General features: G+C 64.2%; 16 protein-coding genes. 7 read left to right on the top strand and 9 right to left on the bottom strand.

What is annotated here, in order from left to right; all coding sequences use genetic code 11:
* Positions 1–20 precede the first annotated feature (20 nt).
* The 3 genes from R2N03_RS00765 to R2N03_RS00755 form a co-directional block, all read right to left on the bottom strand.
* Positions 21–521, bottom strand: a complete 501-nt coding sequence (locus tag R2N03_RS00765) for a Dps family protein (protein WP_316653935.1) — start codon at positions 519–521, stop codon at positions 21–23.
* Between the two features lie 142 nt (positions 522–663).
* Entirely contained in the window at positions 664–894 is a 231-nt protein-coding gene (locus R2N03_RS00760) for a hypothetical protein (RefSeq protein WP_316656468.1), read from the bottom strand.
* 359 nt (positions 895–1,253) lie between these two features.
* On the bottom strand, positions 1,254–2,201 hold the full coding sequence (locus R2N03_RS00755) for a LysR substrate-binding domain-containing protein (RefSeq protein WP_316653933.1): 948 nt from the start codon (positions 2,199–2,201) through the stop codon (positions 1,254–1,256).
* 175 nt (positions 2,202–2,376) lie between these two features.
* On the opposite strand from R2N03_RS00755, the gene R2N03_RS00750 reads away from it, so the two are divergent.
* Positions 2,377–3,540: a metallophosphoesterase gene (locus tag R2N03_RS00750; protein ID WP_316653931.1), complete on the top strand. Its 1,164-nt coding sequence runs from the start codon at positions 2,377–2,379 to the stop codon at positions 3,538–3,540.
* Between the two features lie 104 nt (positions 3,541–3,644).
* Here R2N03_RS00750 and recG read toward each other — a convergent pair whose 3' ends face one another.
* Complete coding sequence (gene recG / locus R2N03_RS00745) at positions 3,645–5,822, bottom strand: ATP-dependent DNA helicase RecG (RefSeq protein WP_316653930.1); 2,178 nt, start codon at positions 5,820–5,822, stop codon at positions 3,645–3,647.
* A 94-nt stretch (positions 5,823–5,916) separates the two neighbouring features.
* On the opposite strand from recG, the gene queA reads away from it, so the two are divergent.
* The 5 genes from queA (at position 5,917) to secF (ending at position 11,594) form a co-directional block, all read left to right on the top strand.
* Positions 5,917–6,969, top strand: a complete 1,053-nt coding sequence (gene queA, locus R2N03_RS00740) for a tRNA preQ1(34) S-adenosylmethionine ribosyltransferase-isomerase QueA (protein ID WP_316653928.1) — start codon at positions 5,917–5,919, stop codon at positions 6,967–6,969.
* 2 nt (positions 6,970–6,971) lie between these two features.
* Positions 6,972–8,123: a tRNA guanosine(34) transglycosylase Tgt gene (gene tgt / locus R2N03_RS00735; protein ID WP_316653926.1), complete on the top strand. Its 1,152-nt coding sequence runs from the start codon at positions 6,972–6,974 to the stop codon at positions 8,121–8,123.
* Positions 8,124–8,228: 105 nt separating this feature from the next.
* The gene (gene yajC / locus R2N03_RS00730; protein WP_316653925.1) at positions 8,229–8,558 is read left to right on the top strand and encodes a preprotein translocase subunit YajC; all 330 of its coding nucleotides are present in this window, start codon (positions 8,229–8,231) and stop codon (positions 8,556–8,558) included.
* A gap of 111 nt (positions 8,559–8,669) precedes the next feature.
* Positions 8,670–10,550 carry a protein translocase subunit SecD gene (gene secD, locus R2N03_RS00725; RefSeq protein WP_316653923.1) on the top strand — a complete coding sequence of 627 codons (1,881 nt, stop codon included), beginning with the start codon at positions 8,670–8,672 and terminating at the stop codon, positions 10,548–10,550.
* Positions 10,551–10,625: 75 nt separating this feature from the next.
* Positions 10,626–11,594, top strand: a complete 969-nt coding sequence (gene secF / locus R2N03_RS00720; protein WP_316653921.1) for a protein translocase subunit SecF — start codon at positions 10,626–10,628, stop codon at positions 11,592–11,594.
* 70 nt (positions 11,595–11,664) lie between these two features.
* Here secF and R2N03_RS00715 read toward each other — a convergent pair whose 3' ends face one another.
* The 4 genes from R2N03_RS00715 to purB all read right to left on the bottom strand — a co-directional run bounded on the left by R2N03_RS00715 (position 11,665) and on the right by purB (position 15,200).
* Positions 11,665–12,261 carry a YceI family protein gene (locus R2N03_RS00715; protein ID WP_316653919.1) on the bottom strand — a complete coding sequence of 199 codons (597 nt, stop codon included), beginning with the start codon at positions 12,259–12,261 and terminating at the stop codon, positions 11,665–11,667.
* A gap of 42 nt (positions 12,262–12,303) precedes the next feature.
* Entirely contained in the window at positions 12,304–12,870 is a 567-nt protein-coding gene (locus R2N03_RS00710) for a YceI family protein (protein WP_316653918.1), read from the bottom strand.
* 108 nt (positions 12,871–12,978) lie between these two features.
* The gene (locus tag R2N03_RS00705; RefSeq protein WP_316653914.1) at positions 12,979–13,560 is read right to left on the bottom strand and encodes a cytochrome b; all 582 of its coding nucleotides are present in this window, start codon (positions 13,558–13,560) and stop codon (positions 12,979–12,981) included.
* A gap of 260 nt (positions 13,561–13,820) precedes the next feature.
* On the bottom strand, positions 13,821–15,200 hold the full coding sequence (gene purB, locus R2N03_RS00700) for an adenylosuccinate lyase (protein WP_316653911.1): 1,380 nt from the start codon (positions 15,198–15,200) through the stop codon (positions 13,821–13,823).
* A 232-nt stretch (positions 15,201–15,432) separates the two neighbouring features.
* On the opposite strand from purB, the gene R2N03_RS00695 reads away from it, so the two are divergent.
* Positions 15,433–16,041 carry a glutathione S-transferase N-terminal domain-containing protein gene (locus tag R2N03_RS00695; protein ID WP_316653909.1) on the top strand — a complete coding sequence of 203 codons (609 nt, stop codon included), beginning with the start codon at positions 15,433–15,435 and terminating at the stop codon, positions 16,039–16,041.
* 8 nt (positions 16,042–16,049) lie between these two features.
* Here the strand turns inward: R2N03_RS00695 and R2N03_RS00690 are convergent, their stop codons facing one another.
* A complete protein-coding gene (locus R2N03_RS00690; protein ID WP_316653907.1) occupies positions 16,050–17,648 on the bottom strand; it encodes an FMN-binding glutamate synthase family protein in 1,599 nt (532 codons plus the stop codon).
* Positions 17,649–17,668 lie beyond the last annotated feature (20 nt).

Below are 17,668 nucleotides of genomic sequence, written 5' to 3'. Positions count from 1 at the left end.
AAACGCCAGTCCGGGCGGACTTACGCGAGCAGCGAGCGCAGCATCCACGCGGTCTTTTCGTGGATGTCCATGCGTTGGGTGAGCAGATCGGCCGTCGGTTCGTCAGCGGCCTTGTCGACATCCGGGAACAGGCTGCGGGCGGTGCGGGTCACGGCTTCGTGGCCGGCGACCAGCTCGCGCACCATGTCCATCGCCTCAGGCACGCCCTTCGATTCGGGGATCGACGAGAGCTTGGCGAACTCCGAGTACGAACCGGGTGCCGGAAAGCCGAGCGCCCGGATCCGTTCAGCCACCGGATCAACGGCGTTCCACAGCTCGTTGTACTGCGTCTCGAACATCAGATGCAGGGTGTTGAACATCGGGCCCGTGACGTTCCAGTGGAAGTAGTGCGTCTTCAGGTACAGCGAATACGTGTCGGCCAGCAGCCGCGACAGGCCTTCGGCGATCTTCTTGCGGTCCTTGTCGGCGATACCGATGTTGATCTGGGCTGCTGCTGCAGCGCCGCCATTCTTCTTGGCCATCTGGATTCCTCTCAAAAAGTGGTATGCGAAAACGCGAATGTCCAACCCCGATACGATCGGACCGCCCGCGCCTCGAGCAGTTCGCCCGATTGCCGCCAGCGCGACAGGCCCCGATTGTGGCACCTGCCTATGACGATGGCGATCACGCCATCGTATGCACCATGCCATGCAGGAACAAGATCACGGCGCCGGCACTTGCCAGCGCCAAGCCGACCTGTTTGCGCAACAACTTGCGCTGCAGGCGACCGCGCTCCGCACTACGCAGTTCCAGTGCGCCGGCCACGCCGGACAACATCGGCAACCCGGCCTGCGAGGCGCGCGCGGACGCTGCAAACGCCTGCCATTCCGAAACGAACATCCGCACCTTTGCCATCATCTTTCTCCTGGGTCATGCACACATCGCGCGCTGCAGCGGCTGTGCCGCCTCGACTGCGCGATTTCCAACTCAAAGGCTCGTCAGGCTCGGGCCGTAGGCCGACGCGGCGCCGGCGAACGCGCCAGGATCAATGCGACTCACCATAGGCGGCGAGCCACTCAAGTACGGTCGCAACGGGGTTCGTTGCAAGGGGCTGGGGCATGTCGGACTCCATGGTGGAAGTTGAACGAGCCGTACGGCTCACCATGGAACAGAGTCTAATTTATGACTATCGTGCATGTGAATTTGATTGTTTTTATCTATCAATTAGGCGTGCGCTATGACCGTCATGCAGTGGCGCTGGCGGCGCGAAACCCTCAGTGAACGAGCGGGGTGAAGGGCAGCGGCTTGATGCCAGGCAAGTCACATTGCGAGACTGCCTTGGCCACCGCCTCGATGGCGGCGATGCGGGTGAAGCTCTTGCGCCAGGCCAGCACGACACGGCGGTCGGGCACCGGCTCCTGGAACGGCACGTAGGTCAGGAGATCGGTCGCGGCGGGCTGCATGCTGGGCACCGATGTGCGGGGCAGCACTGTAATGCCGACCCCGCTGGCGACCATATGGCGGATGGTCTCCAGCGACGAACCTTCGAATGTCTTCTGGATGCCGTCTGCGTTCTGTGAAAACCGCGACAGTTCGGGGCACACGCCCAGCACATGGTCGCGGAAGCAATGGCCGTTTCCCAGCAGCAGCATGGTCTGCTGCTTCAGGGCTTCGGGGTCCACTGCGCTCGCATTGGCCAGTTCGTGGCCGCGCGGCACCGCCACCACGAACGGCTCGTCGTACAGCGGAACCGTCATCAAACCCGCGTCGGGAAACGGCTCGGCCATGATGGCGCAGTCGATCTCGCCCTGCTTGAGCAGTTCCACCAGCCGCACGGTGAAGTTTTCCTGCAGCATCAGCGGCATCTGCGGGACGGAATCGATCATCTGCTTGACCAGCGCAGGCAGCAGGTACGGTCCGATGGTGTAGATCACCCCGAGGCGCAACGGCCCGGCCAGCGGGTCCATCCCCTGCTTGGCGATCTCCCGGATCGCCATGGTCTGCTCGAGGACGCGCTGGGCCTGCGTGACGATCTGCTCGCCCACGGGTGTCACGCTCACTTCCGACGCGCCGCGCTCAAAAATCTGCACGGCCAGCTCGTCTTCCAGCTTCTTGATGGCAACCGACAGCGTCGGCTGCGAGACGAAGCAGGCCTCGGCGGCACGCCCAAAGTGGCGTTCCCGCGCGACGGCGACGATGTATTTCAGTTCAGTGAGCGTCATGGCAATCAATCGGCTTTTGGATGTCGATAGATTTTACCAAGGGACGCAGAATACTGCTTGGCGTTTGAACGATCGACCAGGCATCACAACAGGGTGGCCTCCGTTGACATTGCTCGCCGGCACCCCCATCTCTGTCGACTACGTGTCGTCCAAATCATAAGGAACCGATCCCAGCATGAGTGATGAACAGAACAGCAAGGCAACCGTGCCTCGCCGCATGCGCCGCTTCCTTGCGACAGCAGTCGTGCTGATGGCCGCGCTGCACCTCTATATCGGTTGGCGGTTGCTGCCAGACCTCGGCCTGAGCGGCGCCGGTTGGATCGCAGGCGTGGGGTTCCTGTGCGTGTCGTCGCTGATGATTCCCTTCGGCATGGCGGCGCGCTTCGTGGTCCGGCCTATCGCATTGGCTGACCGCGTGACCTGGGTCGGCGCCTTGCTGATGGGGTTGTTCTCGACGCTGCTCGTGCTGACCCTGCTGCGGGACATCGCGCTCATCTTCCTGCCGGTGACGTATCGGCTGGATTCCGCTGTCCTGGTTCTGGCGCTGGCCGCGTTCGTGACGCTGGTGGGTTACATCAACGCGCGTCGCATTCCGCGTGTGGCACACGTCACCGTGTCGATCGCGGATCTACCGGCGCCGCTGCATGGCTTCACCATCGCGCAGATCACCGACCTGCATGTCGGTCCGACCATCAAGCGCGCCTATGTGGCCGGCGTGGTGGACCGGCTCAACGCGCTGGAACCCGACATGATCGCCGTCACGGGCGATCTTGTGGACGGCGAAGTGGCCGTGCTGCGTCATCACATCGCGCCGCTGGCTGACATGTCGGCGCGGCATGGCGTCTTTGCCGTCACCGGAAACCATGAGTATTACTCGGGGGTCGGGCCCTGGGTGTCTGAGTTTGGGCGATTGGGCATGCGCGTGCTGATGAACGAGCACGTGGTGCTCGAGCACGACGGTGCGTCGCTCGTCATCGCCGGGGTGACGGATTTCAGCGCGGGCCAATTCCACGCCGACCACACGAGCGATCCGGCGCGCGCGCTGGCGGGTTCGCCGGCTGACGTCACACCCGCCATCCTGCTGGCCCACCAGCCGCGCAGCGCACCGGCCGCGGCGGAAGCCGGTTTCGACCTGCAGCTTTCGGGGCACACGCACGGCGGTCAGTTCTGGCCATGGAGCCTGTTCGTCCCGCTGCAGCAACCGTTCACGGCGGGCCTGCACAGGCTGGGCCGCCTGTGGATCTACACCAGCCGCGGCACTGGCTACTGGGGCCCGCCAAAGCGCTTCGGCGCGCCGTCGGAAATCACCTTGCTGCGCCTCGAACCGGCCCGGGAGTAACCCCGTGCACCGATGCCGTGCGCGCTGCCTGCGGACGTACCGCCATGATGCGCGAACAGGCGCTGGTCTCACGCTGAAGCGGGGAGGCACAAGACCGAGCCTGCCTATACGCGCAGGTAATGCTCGCGCTCGCCGAGCCAACGCTTGAGATGCGCATCCACGGCTTCCGGATAACGCACCAGCATTTCCTCTGCTGCACAGTGGGCAAACTCCACGAGCCACGCGTCATGGTTCAGGTCGGCAAAGCGCAGCATCGCCTCGCCCGATTGCCGCGCGCCGAGGAATTCACCGGGCCCGCGGATTTCCAGGTCGCGCCGTGCGATCTCGAAGCCGTCGGTGGTCTCGCGCATGGTCTGCAGGCGCTGCTTGGCCGTGGGCGACAAGGGCGCCTGGTACAGCAGCACGCATACCGATTCCGCGGTGCCGCGCCCCACCCGTCCCCGCAACTGGTGCAACTGCGCAAGGCCGAAGCGCTCGGCGTGTTCGATCACCATCAATGAGGCATTCGGCACATCGACGCCGACTTCGATGACGGTGGTGGCCACCAGCACGTGCAGCTCGCCGCCGGCGAAGGCGCTCATGACAGCCGCCTTGTCGGCCGACGGCAGGCGGCCGTGCACCAGGCCCACTTTCAACCCTTCCAGGCTTTGCGAGAGCGTCTCGAAGGTTTCGACGGCGGTCTGCAGTTGCAGTGCTTCGCTTTCCTCAATCAGCGGGCACACCCAGTAGACCTGTCGGCCTTCGCGCGCGGCGGCGTAGATGCGCTCAATCACCTCGTCGCGACGGGCATCATTCACCAGCCGCGTGACGACCGGCGTGCGGCCAGGCGGGAGTTCGTCGATGGCAGAGACGTCGAGATCGGCGTAGTACGTCATCGCCAGCGTGCGGGGGATCGGCGTGGCAGACATCATCAACTGATGCGGCACCTGCGCATTACCGGCCGCGGGCGCGTCGCCGTTGCCAGCCTTGCCGCGCAGGGCAAGGCGCTGCGCGACGCCGAAGCGGTGCTGCTCATCCACCACGGCCAGGCCGAGACGCGCGAACGTCACGGCGTCCTGGATCAGCGCATGCGTGCCGATGACAAGCTGCGCCGTGCCTGCGGCCACGCGGGCGGCCGCCTCGTCCTTCTGCTTGCGCTTGAGGCTGCCGGCCAGCCAGACGATGTCAACGCCGAGCGGCGCGAGCCATGCGGAAAGTTTGCGGTAGTGCTGCTCGGCCAGCAATTCGGTCGGCGCCATCAGCGCGGCCTGCCAGCCGGCGTCAATGGCCTGGCACGCGGCCAGCGCGGCGATGACGGTCTTGCCGCTGCCCACGTCGCCCTGCAGCAACCGCTGCATCGGGTACGGGTGCGCGAGGTCTGCGCGGATCTCCTCCCACACGCGGGCCTGGGCGCCCGTCAGCTGGAACGGCAGTGCATTCATGAAGCGGGCAAGCAGGCCATCCGTGCGGCTGGCGCGCAGGACAGGCGCATTGCGCATGCGCCGCGCCGCCTGTGCACGCTTGAGCGACAGCTGCTGCGACAGCAGCTCGTCAAACTTGATGCGCAGCCACGCCGGATGCGTGCGTTCCATGAGGCTGTGCTCGTCCACGTCGGGCGTCGGTTGATGCAGCACGCGCACCGCTTCGGCGGGCGCCATCAGCTTCAGCGGCAAGAGTGGCCCCGTGATGAGGCTGTGAGGTAGCGTTTCCGGCAGCGGCGTGCGGGTCAGCGCGTTGAGAATCGCCTTGCGCAGATACGCCTGCGCCACACCGGCCGTGCTCGGATATACGGGCGTCAGACGATCGGGCAGCGGCTCGTCCGGTGCGACCGCGCGCACGGTCGGATGCACCATCTCGGCGCCGAAGAAGCCGCCGCGCACCTCGCCACGCACGCGCAGCCGCACGCCTTCGGCCATCTGCTTGACCTGGCTGCCATAGAAATTGAGGAAGCGCAGCACCAGCTCACCAGAATCATCGGCGACGTGCACGACGAGTTGCCGGCGCGGGCGGAACGCCACTTCGTTGCGCGTCACCACGCCTTCGACCTGCGCGGCCCAGCCGGTATTGGCACGGGCTGTGGCTTCCGCAATGGTCAGGAGCGTGGTTTCGTCTTCGTACCGCATCGGCAGATGCAGGACGAGGTCGACATCGCGGTGCAGCCCGAGCTTGGCCAGCTTGTCGGCCGGCCGGGCCGTTTTGGGCGCGGGTTTTGCCGCGGCGTCACGCTTGGGCTTGGCAGCCGGCGCGGCCTCGGTATCGGGCACGGAAGCAACGGCGGAGACGGAGCGGGCGCGAGGCGGCACAGGACGTTTACAATGGCGAACTTTGCGGGTCGCTGTCGATTGTACCGGCGCTCGCCACTACCACTTGGCGCAATCCACGTCTGCGCCACTTTTCATGCTGACGCTGTCCGATTTCGATTTCGATCTGCCGCCCGAGCTGATCGCGCAAACCGCCCTGCCCGACCGCACCGCGAGCCGCCTGCTGGCCGTCCGCCGTGAGGCCGATGGCGTGCACTTTGATGATCGCCAGTTCACCGACCTGGTCGACTACCTGCGCCCCGGGGATCTGCTTGTCTTCAACGACACCCGCGTCATCAAGGCGCGCTTCTTCGGCCACAAGGCCAGTGGAGGCAAGGTCGAGGTGCTCGTCGAGCGCCTGCTGGACGAGCACACCGTGCTGGCGCAGATCCGCTCCAGCAAGTCGCCTGTGGAAGGCACGACGCTGCGCCTGGCGGATGCCTTTGACGTGACGGTCGGCCCGCGCGCCGAGCCGTTCTTCACGCTGCGCTTTCCGCAGCCGGCGCTCGACCTGATCGAGCAATACGGCCGCCTGCCGCTGCCGCCGTACATCGAGCACGACCCGGACAGCTTTGACGAGACGCGCTACCAGACCGTGTATGCGCGCAATCCGGGCGCCGTTGCCGCCCCCACGGCCGGCCTGCATTTCGACGATGCGCTGTTCGCCAGGCTGGACGCCATGGGCATCCGCCGCGGCTTCCTCACGCTGCACGTGGGCGCGGGCACGTTCCAGCCGGTGCGGGTGGAGAACATCGCCGAGCACCGCATGCACAGCGAGTGGTATGAGATCACGCCTGCGTTGGCTGAAGCCGTACAGGCCACGCGTGCAGCCGGCGGGCGCGTGATCGCCGTCGGCACGACCTCGATGCGCGCGCTCGAATCTGCGGCACTGCCCGACGGCACGCTTCACGCGGGCAGTGGTGACACCGACATCTTCATCACGCCCGGCTACCGCTTCCGCCTGGTCGACGCGATGGTCACCAACTTCCACCTGCCCAAGTCGACGCTGATGATGCTGGTGTCGGCATTTGCGGGCATGGACGCGATCCGTGCGGCCTACCAGCATGCCATCGCCCAGCGCTACCGCTTCTTCAGCTACGGCGACGCGATGCTGCTGACGCGCGCCGAACCCGATTCCCCCCTCGCCTGACCATGCTCAAGTACGAACTGCTCACCACCGATGGCCTCGCCCGGCGCGGCCGCATGACCCTGAACCACGGCGTGGTGGAGACGCCCATCTTCATGCCGGTGGGCACCTACGGCGCGGTCAAGGCGATGTCGCCGGCGGAGCTCAAGGACATCGGCGCGCAGATCATCCTGGGCAATACCTTCCACCTCTGGCTGCGCCCGGGGCTGGAAGTCATGGATGCGCACAAGGGCCTGCACGGCTTCAACGGCTGGGACAAACCCATCCTGACCGACTCCGGCGGCTTCCAGGTGTTTTCGCTGGGTGATCTGCGCAAGATCACCGAAGAAGGCGTGCATTTTGCCTCGCCCATCAACGGCGACCGGCTGTTCCTCTCGCCGGAGATCTCCATGCAGATCCAACGCCGGCTGAACTCCGACATCGTCATGCAGTTCGATGAATGCACGCCGTACAAGATCGGCGATCGCCCCGCCACCGAGGCCGAAGCCGCAGCCTCGATGCGCATGAGCCTGCGCTGGGCACAGCGCTCGCGCAACGAATTCGAGCGCGAAAACAACCCGAACGCGCTGTTCGCCATCGTCCAGGGCGGCATGTTCGAAAACCTGCGCGATGAATCGCTGGCCGGCCTGCAGGCCATTGATGCCGACGCGGGCGGCCAGGGCTTTGGCGGCTACGCCATCGGCGGCCTGTCGGTCGGCGAGCCGAAGGAAGACATGATGCGCGTGCTGCATCACGTGGCGCCGCGTCTGCCGGTCAACAAGCCGCACTACCTGATGGGCGTGGGTACGCCGGAAGACCTGGTGGCGGGCGTTGCCAGCGGCATCGACATGTTCGATTGCGTGATGCCGACCCGCAACGCGCGCAACGGCTGGCTCTTTACGCGCTTCGGCGACGTGAAGATCAAGAACGCCGTCCACCGCAATGACCCCCGGCCGCTGGATGAAAGCTGCGGGTGCTACACCTGCCGCAATTTCTCGCGCGCCTACCTGCACCATCTGCAGCGCGTGGGCGAGATCCTGGGCGCGCGCCTGAACACGATTCACAACCTGTATTACTACCTCGAGCTGATGGCAGACATGCGTGCGGCAATCGAGTCGCACAGCTTTGCCGCATTCCAGGCCCGCTTTGCCGCCGACCGCGCGCGCGGGGCGCTCTGACACGCCGCCGAAGGGGGCCGCGCGCGCCCATTTGCCGCAGCACCGCAATGGTAGAATGTCCGGTCCGATTTTTGACCGATTGACGAACCATTACGGAGTTCTGACGTGTTCCTCATTTCCGACGCTTACGCGCAAACCGCACCGGTTGGTGGTGCAGCAGGCGGCCTGATGAGCTTCCTGCCCATCATCCTGATGTTCGTGGTGCTGTGGTTCATCATGATCCGCCCGCAGATGAAGCGCCAGAAAGAAACCAAGTCGATGCTCGAAGCGCTGGCCAAGGGCGACGAAGTCGTCACCGCAGGCGGCATCCTGGGCAAGGTGACCAAGGTGGCCGAGCAGTACGTCACCGTTGAGATCGCGGCCAACACTGAAATCACCGTCCAGAAAAGCGCTGTGACGACCGTGCTGCCCAAGGGCACGCTCAAGGCACTGTAAGCCGCCCCGCCCGGCGCCGCGCAGCCCTCGCGCAGGCGCCGGAGCCCCGGGCAGCGCCTATCCTGAATATTCCGCGCCACGGCCGCTCGCGCCGCCTCACCGGCCCCCAAGATGAATCGTTACCCACTCTGGAAATACCTTGTGATCCTGGTGGCGCTTGCCATCGGGTTCCTCTACACGCTGCCGAACTTCTTTGGCGAGGCGCCTGCCGTGCAGGTGTCGTCGGGCAAGGCGACCGTCAAGGTCGACCTGAACACGCAGAAGCAGGTTGAAAGCCTGCTTGCCGCCGCGAACATCCAGCCCAACGGCGTGTTCTTCGACAGCAACGGAACCTCCGCCAGCGTGCGTGTTCGCTTTGCCGACACCGACACGCAGCTCAAGGCCAAGGACATCCTGGCCCGCGGCCTGAATACCGATCAAACCGATCCGACCTATATCGTCGCGCTGAACCTGCTGTCGGGCTCGCCGCGCTGGCTGACCTCGATCCACGCCCTGCCGATGTTCCTGGGCCTGGACCTGCGCGGCGGCGTGCACTTCCTGCTGCAGGTCGACATGAACGGCGCGGTGACGAAGAAGCTCGATTCGCTGGCCGGTGACATCCGCACGCAACTGCGCGACAAGAGCATCCGCCACAACGGCATCGATCGCAGCGGCAATTCCGTCATCATCAAGTTCAGCAACGCCGATGACGCCGACCGCGCGCGCAGCGTGCTGGCAGACTCCACCCGTGAACTGGCCTACAGCGTCGACAAGACCGCCGACGGCGCCACCCTCACCGGCACCTTCACCGCGGCCGCGATGAAAGAAGTGCAGGACAACGCCGTCAAGCAGAACGTCGTGACGCTGCACAACCGCGTGAACGAACTGGGCGTGGCGGAACCAGTGATCCAGCAACAGGGCCCGGACCGCATCGTGGTGCAACTGCCCGGTGTGCAGGACACCGCCAAGGCCAAGGACATCATCGGCCGTACCGCCACGCTGGAAGCGCGCCTGGCTGACCCGAACGCGCCGCTCGTGCCGCGCGTCGGCGACCCGGTACCGCTTGGCGACGAACTCTTCACGCAAGGCCGCAGCGCCCCAGTGCTGCTGCAGAAGCAGGTGATCTTCACGGGTGATCGCATCACCAGCGCATCGGCCGGCTTCGACCAGAATCACAATCCGTCGGTCGACATCACGCTGGATGGCCAGGGCGGCCGTGTACTGCGCGACGTTTCGCGCGACAACATCGGCAAGCGCATGGGCATCGTGCTCTTCGAAAAGGGCAAGGGTGAAGTGCTGACGGTGGCGACCATCCAGTCCGAGCTGGGTTCGCGCTTCCAGATCACCGGCATGGGCTCGACCGAAGCCTCGGCGGACCTCGCGCTGCTGCTGCGCGCAGGCTCCCTGGCCGCGCCGATGGAGATCATCGAAGAGCGCACGATCGGCCCGTCGCTCGGTGCGGACAACATCAAGAAGGGTTTCGACTCCGCGCTGTACGGTTTCCTCGCCATCTCGGTGTTCATGGCGCTGTACTACATGCTCTTCGGCATGTTCTCGGTGGTGTCGCTCGGTGTGAACGTGTTCCTGCTGATCGCCATCCTGTCGATGCTGCAGGCCACCCTCACGCTGCCCGGCATTGCCGCCATTGCGCTGGCGCTCGGGATGGCCATCGACGCGAACGTGCTGATCAATGAGCGCGTCCGCGAGGAGCTGCGCAATGGGGCATCGGCGCAAATGGCGATCGCCGCCGGCTTCGAGCGCGCATGGGCGACCATCCTGGATTCGAACGTGACCACGCTGATCGCCGGTCTGGCACTGCTGGCCTTCGGTTCGGGTCCGGTACGCGGCTTCGCTGTGGTGCACTGCCTGGGCATCCTGACCTCGATGTTCTCTGCCGTGTTCTTCAATCGCGCGCTGGTCAACCTCTGGTACGGCCGCCGCAAGAAGCTGCAAAGCCTGGCGATCGGTCAGGTGTGGAAGCCCGGCAACACGCAGTCGCCGGCACAGCAGTAAGGCGCATCAACACTGAACCAAGCATAACCGGCAGCGGCCCCGCATCAACGGGCCGGTTGCCACAAAGGGCAGACCATGGAGTTTTTCCGCATCCGCCGCGACATTCCGTTCATGAAGCACGCGTTGGTCTTCAACGCCGTGTCGTTCCTGACGTTTATCGCCGCTGTCTTCTTCCTGTTTCACAAAGGGCTGCATCTGTCGGTGGAATTCACCGGCGGTACGGTAATGGAGGTGGCGTACACCCAAACCGCGGATCTGCCGAAGATCCGCGCAGACGTCGAAAAACTCGGCTATGCCGATGCGCAGGTCCAGAACTTTGGCACCTCGCGCGACGTCATGATCCGCCTTCCGCTCAAGAACGGCCCGGACGGCAAGCCCGTCGCCTCGGCCGTGCAGAGCCAGCAGGTGATGACGGCGTTGAACGCCGCCCACCCTGACGCCAAGCTGCAGCGTGTCGAGTTCGTCGGCCCGCAGGTCGGCAAGGAGCTGGCCACCGACGGTCTGCTAGCCCTGCTGTTCGTGGTGATCGGCATCGTGATCTACCTGTCGATCCGCTTCGAGTGGAAGTTTGCCGTGGCGGGCGTGATCGCCAACCTGCACGACATCGTCATCATCCTGGGCTTCTTCGCGTTCTTCCAATGGGAGTTCTCGCTGTCGGTGCTGGCGGCGGTGCTGGCCGTGCTGGGCTACTCGGTGAACGAGTCGGTGGTGATCTTCGACCGGATCCGCGAGGCGTTCCGCAAGTACCGCAAGATGAACACGCACGAGGTGATCGACCACGCAATCACCAGCACCATCTCGCGAACCATCATCACCCACGGCTCGACCGAAATGATGGTGCTGTCCATGCTGGTGTTCGGTGGTCCGACGCTTCACTACTTTGCCCTGGCGCTGACCATCGGCATCTTGTTCGGTATCTATTCGTCGGTGTTCGTGGCGGCGGCCCTGTGCATGTGGCTCGGGGTCAAGCGCGAAGACCTCGTCAAGGGCGAGAAGAAGGCCGGCGGCCCGAAGGATGACCCGAACTACGGTGCCCAGGTCTGAGCGCCCTGTTCAATCGATCCACCAAGCAAAAAGCCCCGCAGTTGCGGGGCTTTTTCTTTGCACGCGGCGCTTATTGCTGTGCGACGCTGGTGTCCTGCTTCAGGCCTTCCACCTGGATCTTCAACTTGGTCTCCATGTTGAAGCCATAGGCCTTGCCGAAATCGAGACCGAACTCATCGCGCTTGAACTGCATTGCGGCGTCAGCACCGCAGACTTCGCGCTTGAGCATCGGGTGCTGCATGCACTTGAACGAATCGATTTCCATCTTGACCGGTTTGGTCACGCCGTGGAGCGTGAGCTGGCCTTCAGCCTCGGTCGGCACGTCGCCCTTGAACTTGGTGAAGTTGCCCTTGAACGTGGCCGTCGGGTACTTGGCAACATCGAACATGTCGGCGCTCTTGGCGTGCTCGTTCATCTTGGCCAGGCCAAAGTCGATGCTGTCGGTCTGGACGGTGACGTCGATCGTGCCGCTCTTGGCCGCGCGATCCAGCGTGACGGTGCCGCTGGACTTCTCGAACTTGCCGCGCCACTTCGACAGGCCGCCCATGTGATCGGCCTCGAAGCTCGGGTAAGTGTGGCTCGGGTCCAGTTGGTAGGTCGAGGGGGCGGCAAAAGCGGCAGTGGCGGCAATGGCGGACAAGGCAGCAACGAGGGTACGCAATTTCATGAGAACTCCTGCGAAAAAAGGGGCAAAAAATCCAGAGGGGAATTACTTCTTGGCAATGACGACGCGAAACTTGATCGTCACGTCATCGGCGACGACGGAGGTGTCTTTCCACTCGCCGTCACCGACCTTGAATGCATTGCGCTTGACGGGCAGCGCGCCTTCAAAGACTTGATTGGCGCCGTCCTGTTTGAAGCTGACAGGTGCCGTCACGTCCTGCGTGATGCCCTTGATGGTCAGCTTGCCGACCACGTCGACCTTGCCATTGGCGCCGGGCTTGAAGGCCGACGAGACAAAGGTGGCTTTCGGGTACCTGGCAGCGTCGAACCAATCCTTCTTTTTCAGTTCGTCGTTGTATTCCTTGCTGCCCACGTCGACGCTGTTGATGTCGATGTCGACCCTGGCGGTGGACGCAGCCACGTTGGACGGGTTGTAGTTCACGGCGGCATCGAACTTGCCGAACTTGATGTCCATCGGCACGCCAAGCTGCTTGCCGGTCGCCGTAACGCTGCTTTTGGCGGCATCCACCTGGGCTGTGGCCGACCACGCGGCGATCGACAGCGCGCTGGCAGCAACCAGCGCAATCGCGCGGGGGCGCACGAAACGTTTCATGATCAGACTCCTTCGGTCAAGCCGGACCATGCCGGCAGTCTTGGTGAAGAGGGGGGAGGCGGTGGACGCCGGCATGCACCGGCGGGCTTGAGGACCGGAACCGCCGAGTCAGCGCAGGGACGGCAGCATGCGGCGCAACGTGCCATCACGATCGACGATGTGATGCTTGAGCGCGGCCAGCATGTGCACGACAACGATGGTGGCCATTGTCCAGTTCAGCCACTGGTGTGCCACCTCGAAGATTTCCTTGAGCGCATCGCTCTTGTCGAACGGCATCGGCATTTCCCACACGCCAAGGTAGACGACCTTGATACCGGCCGCGACGCTCAGGAGATAGCCCGTTAGCGGCACCGCGAGAATCAGCAGGTACAGCGCAATGTGTGCGGCTTCCGCAGCTTTGTGCTGCCATGCAGGCATGCCCTTCACGGGAGCGGGGGCCGGATGCGTGAGGCGCCACACGACGCGCAGCACGGCAAAGATCAGCACGGTGATACCGATCCACTTGTGATACGAGTACAGCCGGAGCTTGGTCGGCGTAAAGCCAGGAATGTCGGTCATGTACAGACCGAGCCCGAATGCCGCAAAGATCAGCAGTGCGATGATCCAGTGCAGCGCAATCGCGGGCTTGGCGTAGGTGCCATCCTCGGAGGCACCCCGCATGGCGAGATTGGGTTGGGCAGCTTGTGTCATCGGTTCCCTCGGTTAAGGAGACGCTCTGTGGCGCCGCCTATCAATCAGACCGCAGCACCAAACGATTGGTGCATTATTTGCGCGATCGGACCCGCCAAGCCCCTCGTAAGTTCACGAAACCGTTCAAATATTTTGATTATGAGAAGACGCGCTGTGGTTGGCGAAGTGCGGCTACGGTCGGGCATACCAAACAAAACGGCCCGCTCCAGTGTCTGGAAGCGGGCCGTTTTTCAGGGCGCACCAACAAATTTTCGCAACAATCAGAGGGTGCCGATACGGCGTGCCAGTTCTTCCGCCTTGCCGATGTAGCTACCGGGGGTCATGTCGAGCAGCAGCTTGCGGGCGTCTTCGGGAATCGCCAGCGTGCCGATGAACTCACGCAGCGCCTCGCGCGAAATGCCCTTGCCGCGCGTCAGTTCCTTGAGCTGCTCGTACGGATTGGCGATGCCGTAGCGGCGCATCACGGTCTGCACCGGCTCGGCCAGCACTTCCCAGCAGGCGTCCAGGTCTTCGGCCAAGCGGGCCGGGTTGGTTTCCAACTTGCCCAAACCGCGCAGGCACGCGTCGTAGGCCAGCAGGCTATAGCCGAAAGCCACGCCGATGTTGCGCAGCACGGTCGAATCGGTCAGGTCACGCTGCCAGCGCGACACGGGCAGCTTCTCCGACAGATGGCGCAGCACCGCGTTGGCCAGGCCGACGTTGCCTTCAGAATTTTCGAAGTCGATCGGGTTGACCTTGTGCGGCATGGTCGACGAGCCGATTTCGCCAGCCTTGGTCTTCTGCTTGAAATAGCCTTGCGAGATGTAGCCCCAGACGTCGCGGTCCAGATCCAGGATGATCGTGTTGGCGCGCGCCACCGCGTCGAACAGCTCGGCCATGTAGTCGTGCGGTTCGATCTGGATGGTGTACGGGTTGAACGTCAGCCCCAGACGGGTCTCGATCACGTTCTTCGAGAAGGCTTCCCAGTCCAGTGACGGATACGCCGACAGATGCGCGTTGTAGTTGCCCACGGCGCCGTTCATCTTGCCCAGCAGCTCCACGGCTTCGATGCGGCGGATGGCGCGGTCCAGGCGGGCGGCCACGTTGGCCATTTCCTTGCCCAGCGTGGTCGGGCTGGCCGGCTGGCCATGCGTGCGCGAGAGCATCGGCACATCGGCGTTGGCGTGGGCCAATTCCACCAGGCGCGCCTGCACACGGCGCAACGTCGGCACGATCACGGTGTCGCGCGCGCCCTTGAGCATCATCCCGTGCGAGGTGTTGTTGATGTCTTCCGACGTGCAGGCGAAGTGGATGAACTCGCTGGCGGCTTCCAGCTCGGCGTTGCCGCGCACGCGCTCCTTCATCCAGTATTCGACGGCCTTCACGTCATGGTTGGTGACGGCTTCGATCTCTTTGATGCGGGCGGCGTCTGCCTCGGCAAAATTTTCGACCAGAGCCAACAGGGCGCCCTCGGCGGCCGCCGAGAAACGCGGGATCTCGGCCAGGCCGGCCTGCGACAGGGAGATCAACCAGTGCACCTCCACCTTCACGCGATTGCGCATGAAAGCGGCTTCCGACAGCCACTCGCGCAGCGGATCGGCCTTGGCAGCGTAGCGGCCATCGATGGGAGACAGAGCGGTCAGGGCAGAAAGCGACGACATGGCAGGCGGGAAAAAATGTGAAGGGAATCTCAATCCGGACAACCCGGACGGGGCATCGAGCGTTAAGCCGGGAGCGACCAGACGCGTCCATGGCGAACCTGCGATTTTACCATCCGGAACGCCGGCTTCACGGTCAATCCCACGCCTTGGCAAGCCTCCTTTTGGTGGAAGCGCCGGCCAAAGCACGCAGGAAAGCGCGCGGCTATACTTCCGCCTCCAACATGACATGCCTATGAAACTGATCGGATCGCACGCCAGCCCGTACACCCGCAAGGTGCGCGTCGTCCTGGCTGAAAAGAAAATCGACTACCAGTTCGTGCTCGAAGACGTGTGGAGCACAGGCACGCAGATCGACCAGTTCAACCCGCTGGGCAAGGTCCCGTGCCTGGTGATGGACGACGGCGGTGCGCTGTTCGACTCCCGCGTGATTGCCGAGTACGCCGATACGCTCTCGCCGGTGGCGCGCCTCATCCCGCCTTCAGGCCGTGAACGCGTGGAAGTCCGCTGCTGGGAGGCGCTGGCCGACGGCCTGCTTGACGCCGCCATCATGCTGCGCATCGAGCACACGCAGCGTACGCCCGAGCAGCGCAGCGAAACCTGGCTCGCCCGGCAGAATCACAAGATCGACGAGTCGCTCAAGGCCATGGCGCAAGGCCTGGCCGAGAAGACATGGTGCAACGGCAACCATCTGACCCTGGCTGATATTGCCGTCGGCTGTGCCCTCGCCTATCTGGATTTCCGCCAGCCGCAGATCGACTGGCGCGAGCGTCACGCCAACCTGGCCGCGTTCTACGCACGCATCGAGAAGCGGCCGAGCTTCCTGGAAACGCAGCCGCAGTAATGCATCGACTACATGGCGACAGGGTCGAATCGTTCGGCCTGCGCCATCGGCCAGTAGCGCTCGTAAAGCTGATAGCGATAACGTCCGGCAAGCAAATCGCCGGGCTCCAGGTACTTGAGCAGCGCGGACAGCAACTGGACCTCGTTGCCTGACACCCGCCGCACGATGTGGTGCGCGCGGAAATCCGCCGGATGCTGCAAGCCGGCGGCCTGCGTCAGCTCCAGCAGCGCGTGTAACGTGTGCGCATGATATTGATGCACGCGCTCGGCCTTATCGGGCACCACCAGCGCTTTCTGGCGCGATTTGTCTTGCGTCGCCACGCCGGTCGGGCAGCGGTCGGTGTGGCATTTCTGCGCCTGGATGCAGCCTAGGGCGAACATGAAGCCGCGCGCCGCGTTACACCAGTCGGCACCCATGGCCAGGGTGCGCGCCACGTCGAATGCCGTGACGATCTTGCCCGACGCGCCGATCCTGATCTTGTCGCGCAGGTTGGTGCCCACCAGCGTGTTGTGCACCAGCAGCAACCCCTCCTGCAGCGGCGTACCGACGTGGTCTGTGAATTCGAGCGGCGCCGCCCCCGTGCCACCTTCAGCGCCGTCAACGACGATGAAGTCCGGCAGGATGCCCGACTCAAGCATGGCCTTGACGATGCCGAAGAATTCCCACGGGTGCCCGATGCACAGCTTGAAGCCGGTCGGCTTGCCGCCCGACAGCGTGCGCAGCCGATCGACAAACTGCAGCAGCCCCAGCGGCGTGCTGAATTCCGAATGCGCAGCCGGCGAGATGCAGTCCTGCCCGACCGGAATGCCGCGCGTGGCCGCAATCTCGGGCGTCACCTTGGCCGCCGGCAGCACGCCGCCGTGGCCCGGCTTGGCACCCTGCGACAGCTTCACCTCGATCATCTTCACTTGCAGGCTGCGCGCCTGCTCGGCAAAGCGATCCGGATCGAACCGGCCATTGGCATCGCGGCAGCCGAAGTAGCCGGAGGCGACTTCCCAGATCAGGTCGCCGCCCTCCTCGCGGTGGTACGGAGAAATCGATCCCTCGCCCGTGTCGTGGATGAAGTTGCCCAGCTTGGCACCGCGATTCAGCGCCCGGATCGCGTTACCCGACAGCGCCCCGAAGCTCATCGCAGAAATGTTGAACACCGACATCGAATACGGCTTGGCGCGGCCTTCCCCCACCATCACGCGGAAGTCCGACGAGGCGATGCGCGAGGGTGCCAGCGAATGGCCGATCCACTCATGCCCCGGCACCTTCACGTCGACTTCGGTACCGAACGGGCGGCTGTCGACCTCGCCCTTGGCGCGTTGGTAGACGATGCTGCGCTGGGCGCGCGAGAACGGCCGCTCGTCCGTGTCGTCTTCAACGAAATACTGGCGGATTTCCGGGCGGATGAACTCGAACAGAAAACGGAAGTGGCCCCACAGCGGGTAGTTGCGCAGCACGGAGTGCCGCGTCTGCATCAGGTCGTGCAACCCCAGGATGACGAACACGCCGGCCAAGGCCGCCCATGCCCAATGCAGTTGCCGTGCCACTGCAAGACCCGCGGTCAACAGGAACACCAGCACAACGCCCGCAAAGGCCCAGTAACGACGTGGCAGCATGGCAAACCCTGAGTGGAGAT

This window comes from Ralstonia condita (assembly GCF_958405655.1).
Taxonomy (GTDB): Bacteria; Pseudomonadota; Gammaproteobacteria; order Burkholderiales; family Burkholderiaceae; genus Ralstonia; species Ralstonia condita.
The sequence above is the reverse complement of the archived record's forward strand: the minus strand, read 5'-3'. Positions and strand labels throughout refer to the sequence as shown.

Excerpts from the sequence above, each read along its gene's own strand:
- R2N03_RS00690 (WP_316653907.1), bottom strand. The coding sequence starts at position 17,648 with ATGCTGCCACGTCGTTACTGGGCCTTTGCGGGCGTTGTGCTGGTGTTC.
- queA (WP_316653928.1), top strand. The coding sequence starts at position 5,917 with ATGCTGACGCTGTCCGATTTCGATTTCGATCTGCCGCCCGAGCTGATC.
- R2N03_RS00710 (WP_316653918.1), bottom strand. The coding sequence starts at position 12,870 with ATGAAACGTTTCGTGCGCCCCCGCGCGATTGCGCTGGTTGCTGCCAGC.
- R2N03_RS00755 (WP_316653933.1), bottom strand. The coding sequence starts at position 2,201 with ATGACGCTCACTGAACTGAAATACATCGTCGCCGTCGCGCGGGAACGC.
- R2N03_RS00715 (WP_316653919.1), bottom strand. The coding sequence starts at position 12,261 with ATGAAATTGCGTACCCTCGTTGCTGCCTTGTCCGCCATTGCCGCCACT.
- secD (WP_316653923.1), top strand. The coding sequence starts at position 8,670 with ATGAATCGTTACCCACTCTGGAAATACCTTGTGATCCTGGTGGCGCTT.
- purB (WP_316653911.1), bottom strand. The coding sequence starts at position 15,200 with ATGTCGTCGCTTTCTGCCCTGACCGCTCTGTCTCCCATCGATGGCCGC.
- R2N03_RS00765 (WP_316653935.1), bottom strand. The coding sequence starts at position 521 with ATGGCCAAGAAGAATGGCGGCGCTGCAGCAGCAGCCCAGATCAACATC.
- R2N03_RS00750 (WP_316653931.1), top strand. The coding sequence starts at position 2,377 with ATGAGTGATGAACAGAACAGCAAGGCAACCGTGCCTCGCCGCATGCGC.
- tgt (WP_316653926.1), top strand. The coding sequence starts at position 6,972 with ATGCTCAAGTACGAACTGCTCACCACCGATGGCCTCGCCCGGCGCGGC.
- R2N03_RS00695 (WP_316653909.1), top strand. The coding sequence starts at position 15,433 with ATGAAACTGATCGGATCGCACGCCAGCCCGTACACCCGCAAGGTGCGC.
- secF (WP_316653921.1), top strand. The coding sequence starts at position 10,626 with ATGGAGTTTTTCCGCATCCGCCGCGACATTCCGTTCATGAAGCACGCG.
- R2N03_RS00705 (WP_316653914.1), bottom strand. The coding sequence starts at position 13,560 with ATGACACAAGCTGCCCAACCCAATCTCGCCATGCGGGGTGCCTCCGAG.
- R2N03_RS00760 (WP_316656468.1), bottom strand. The coding sequence starts at position 894 with ATGGCAAAGGTGCGGATGTTCGTTTCGGAATGGCAGGCGTTTGCAGCG.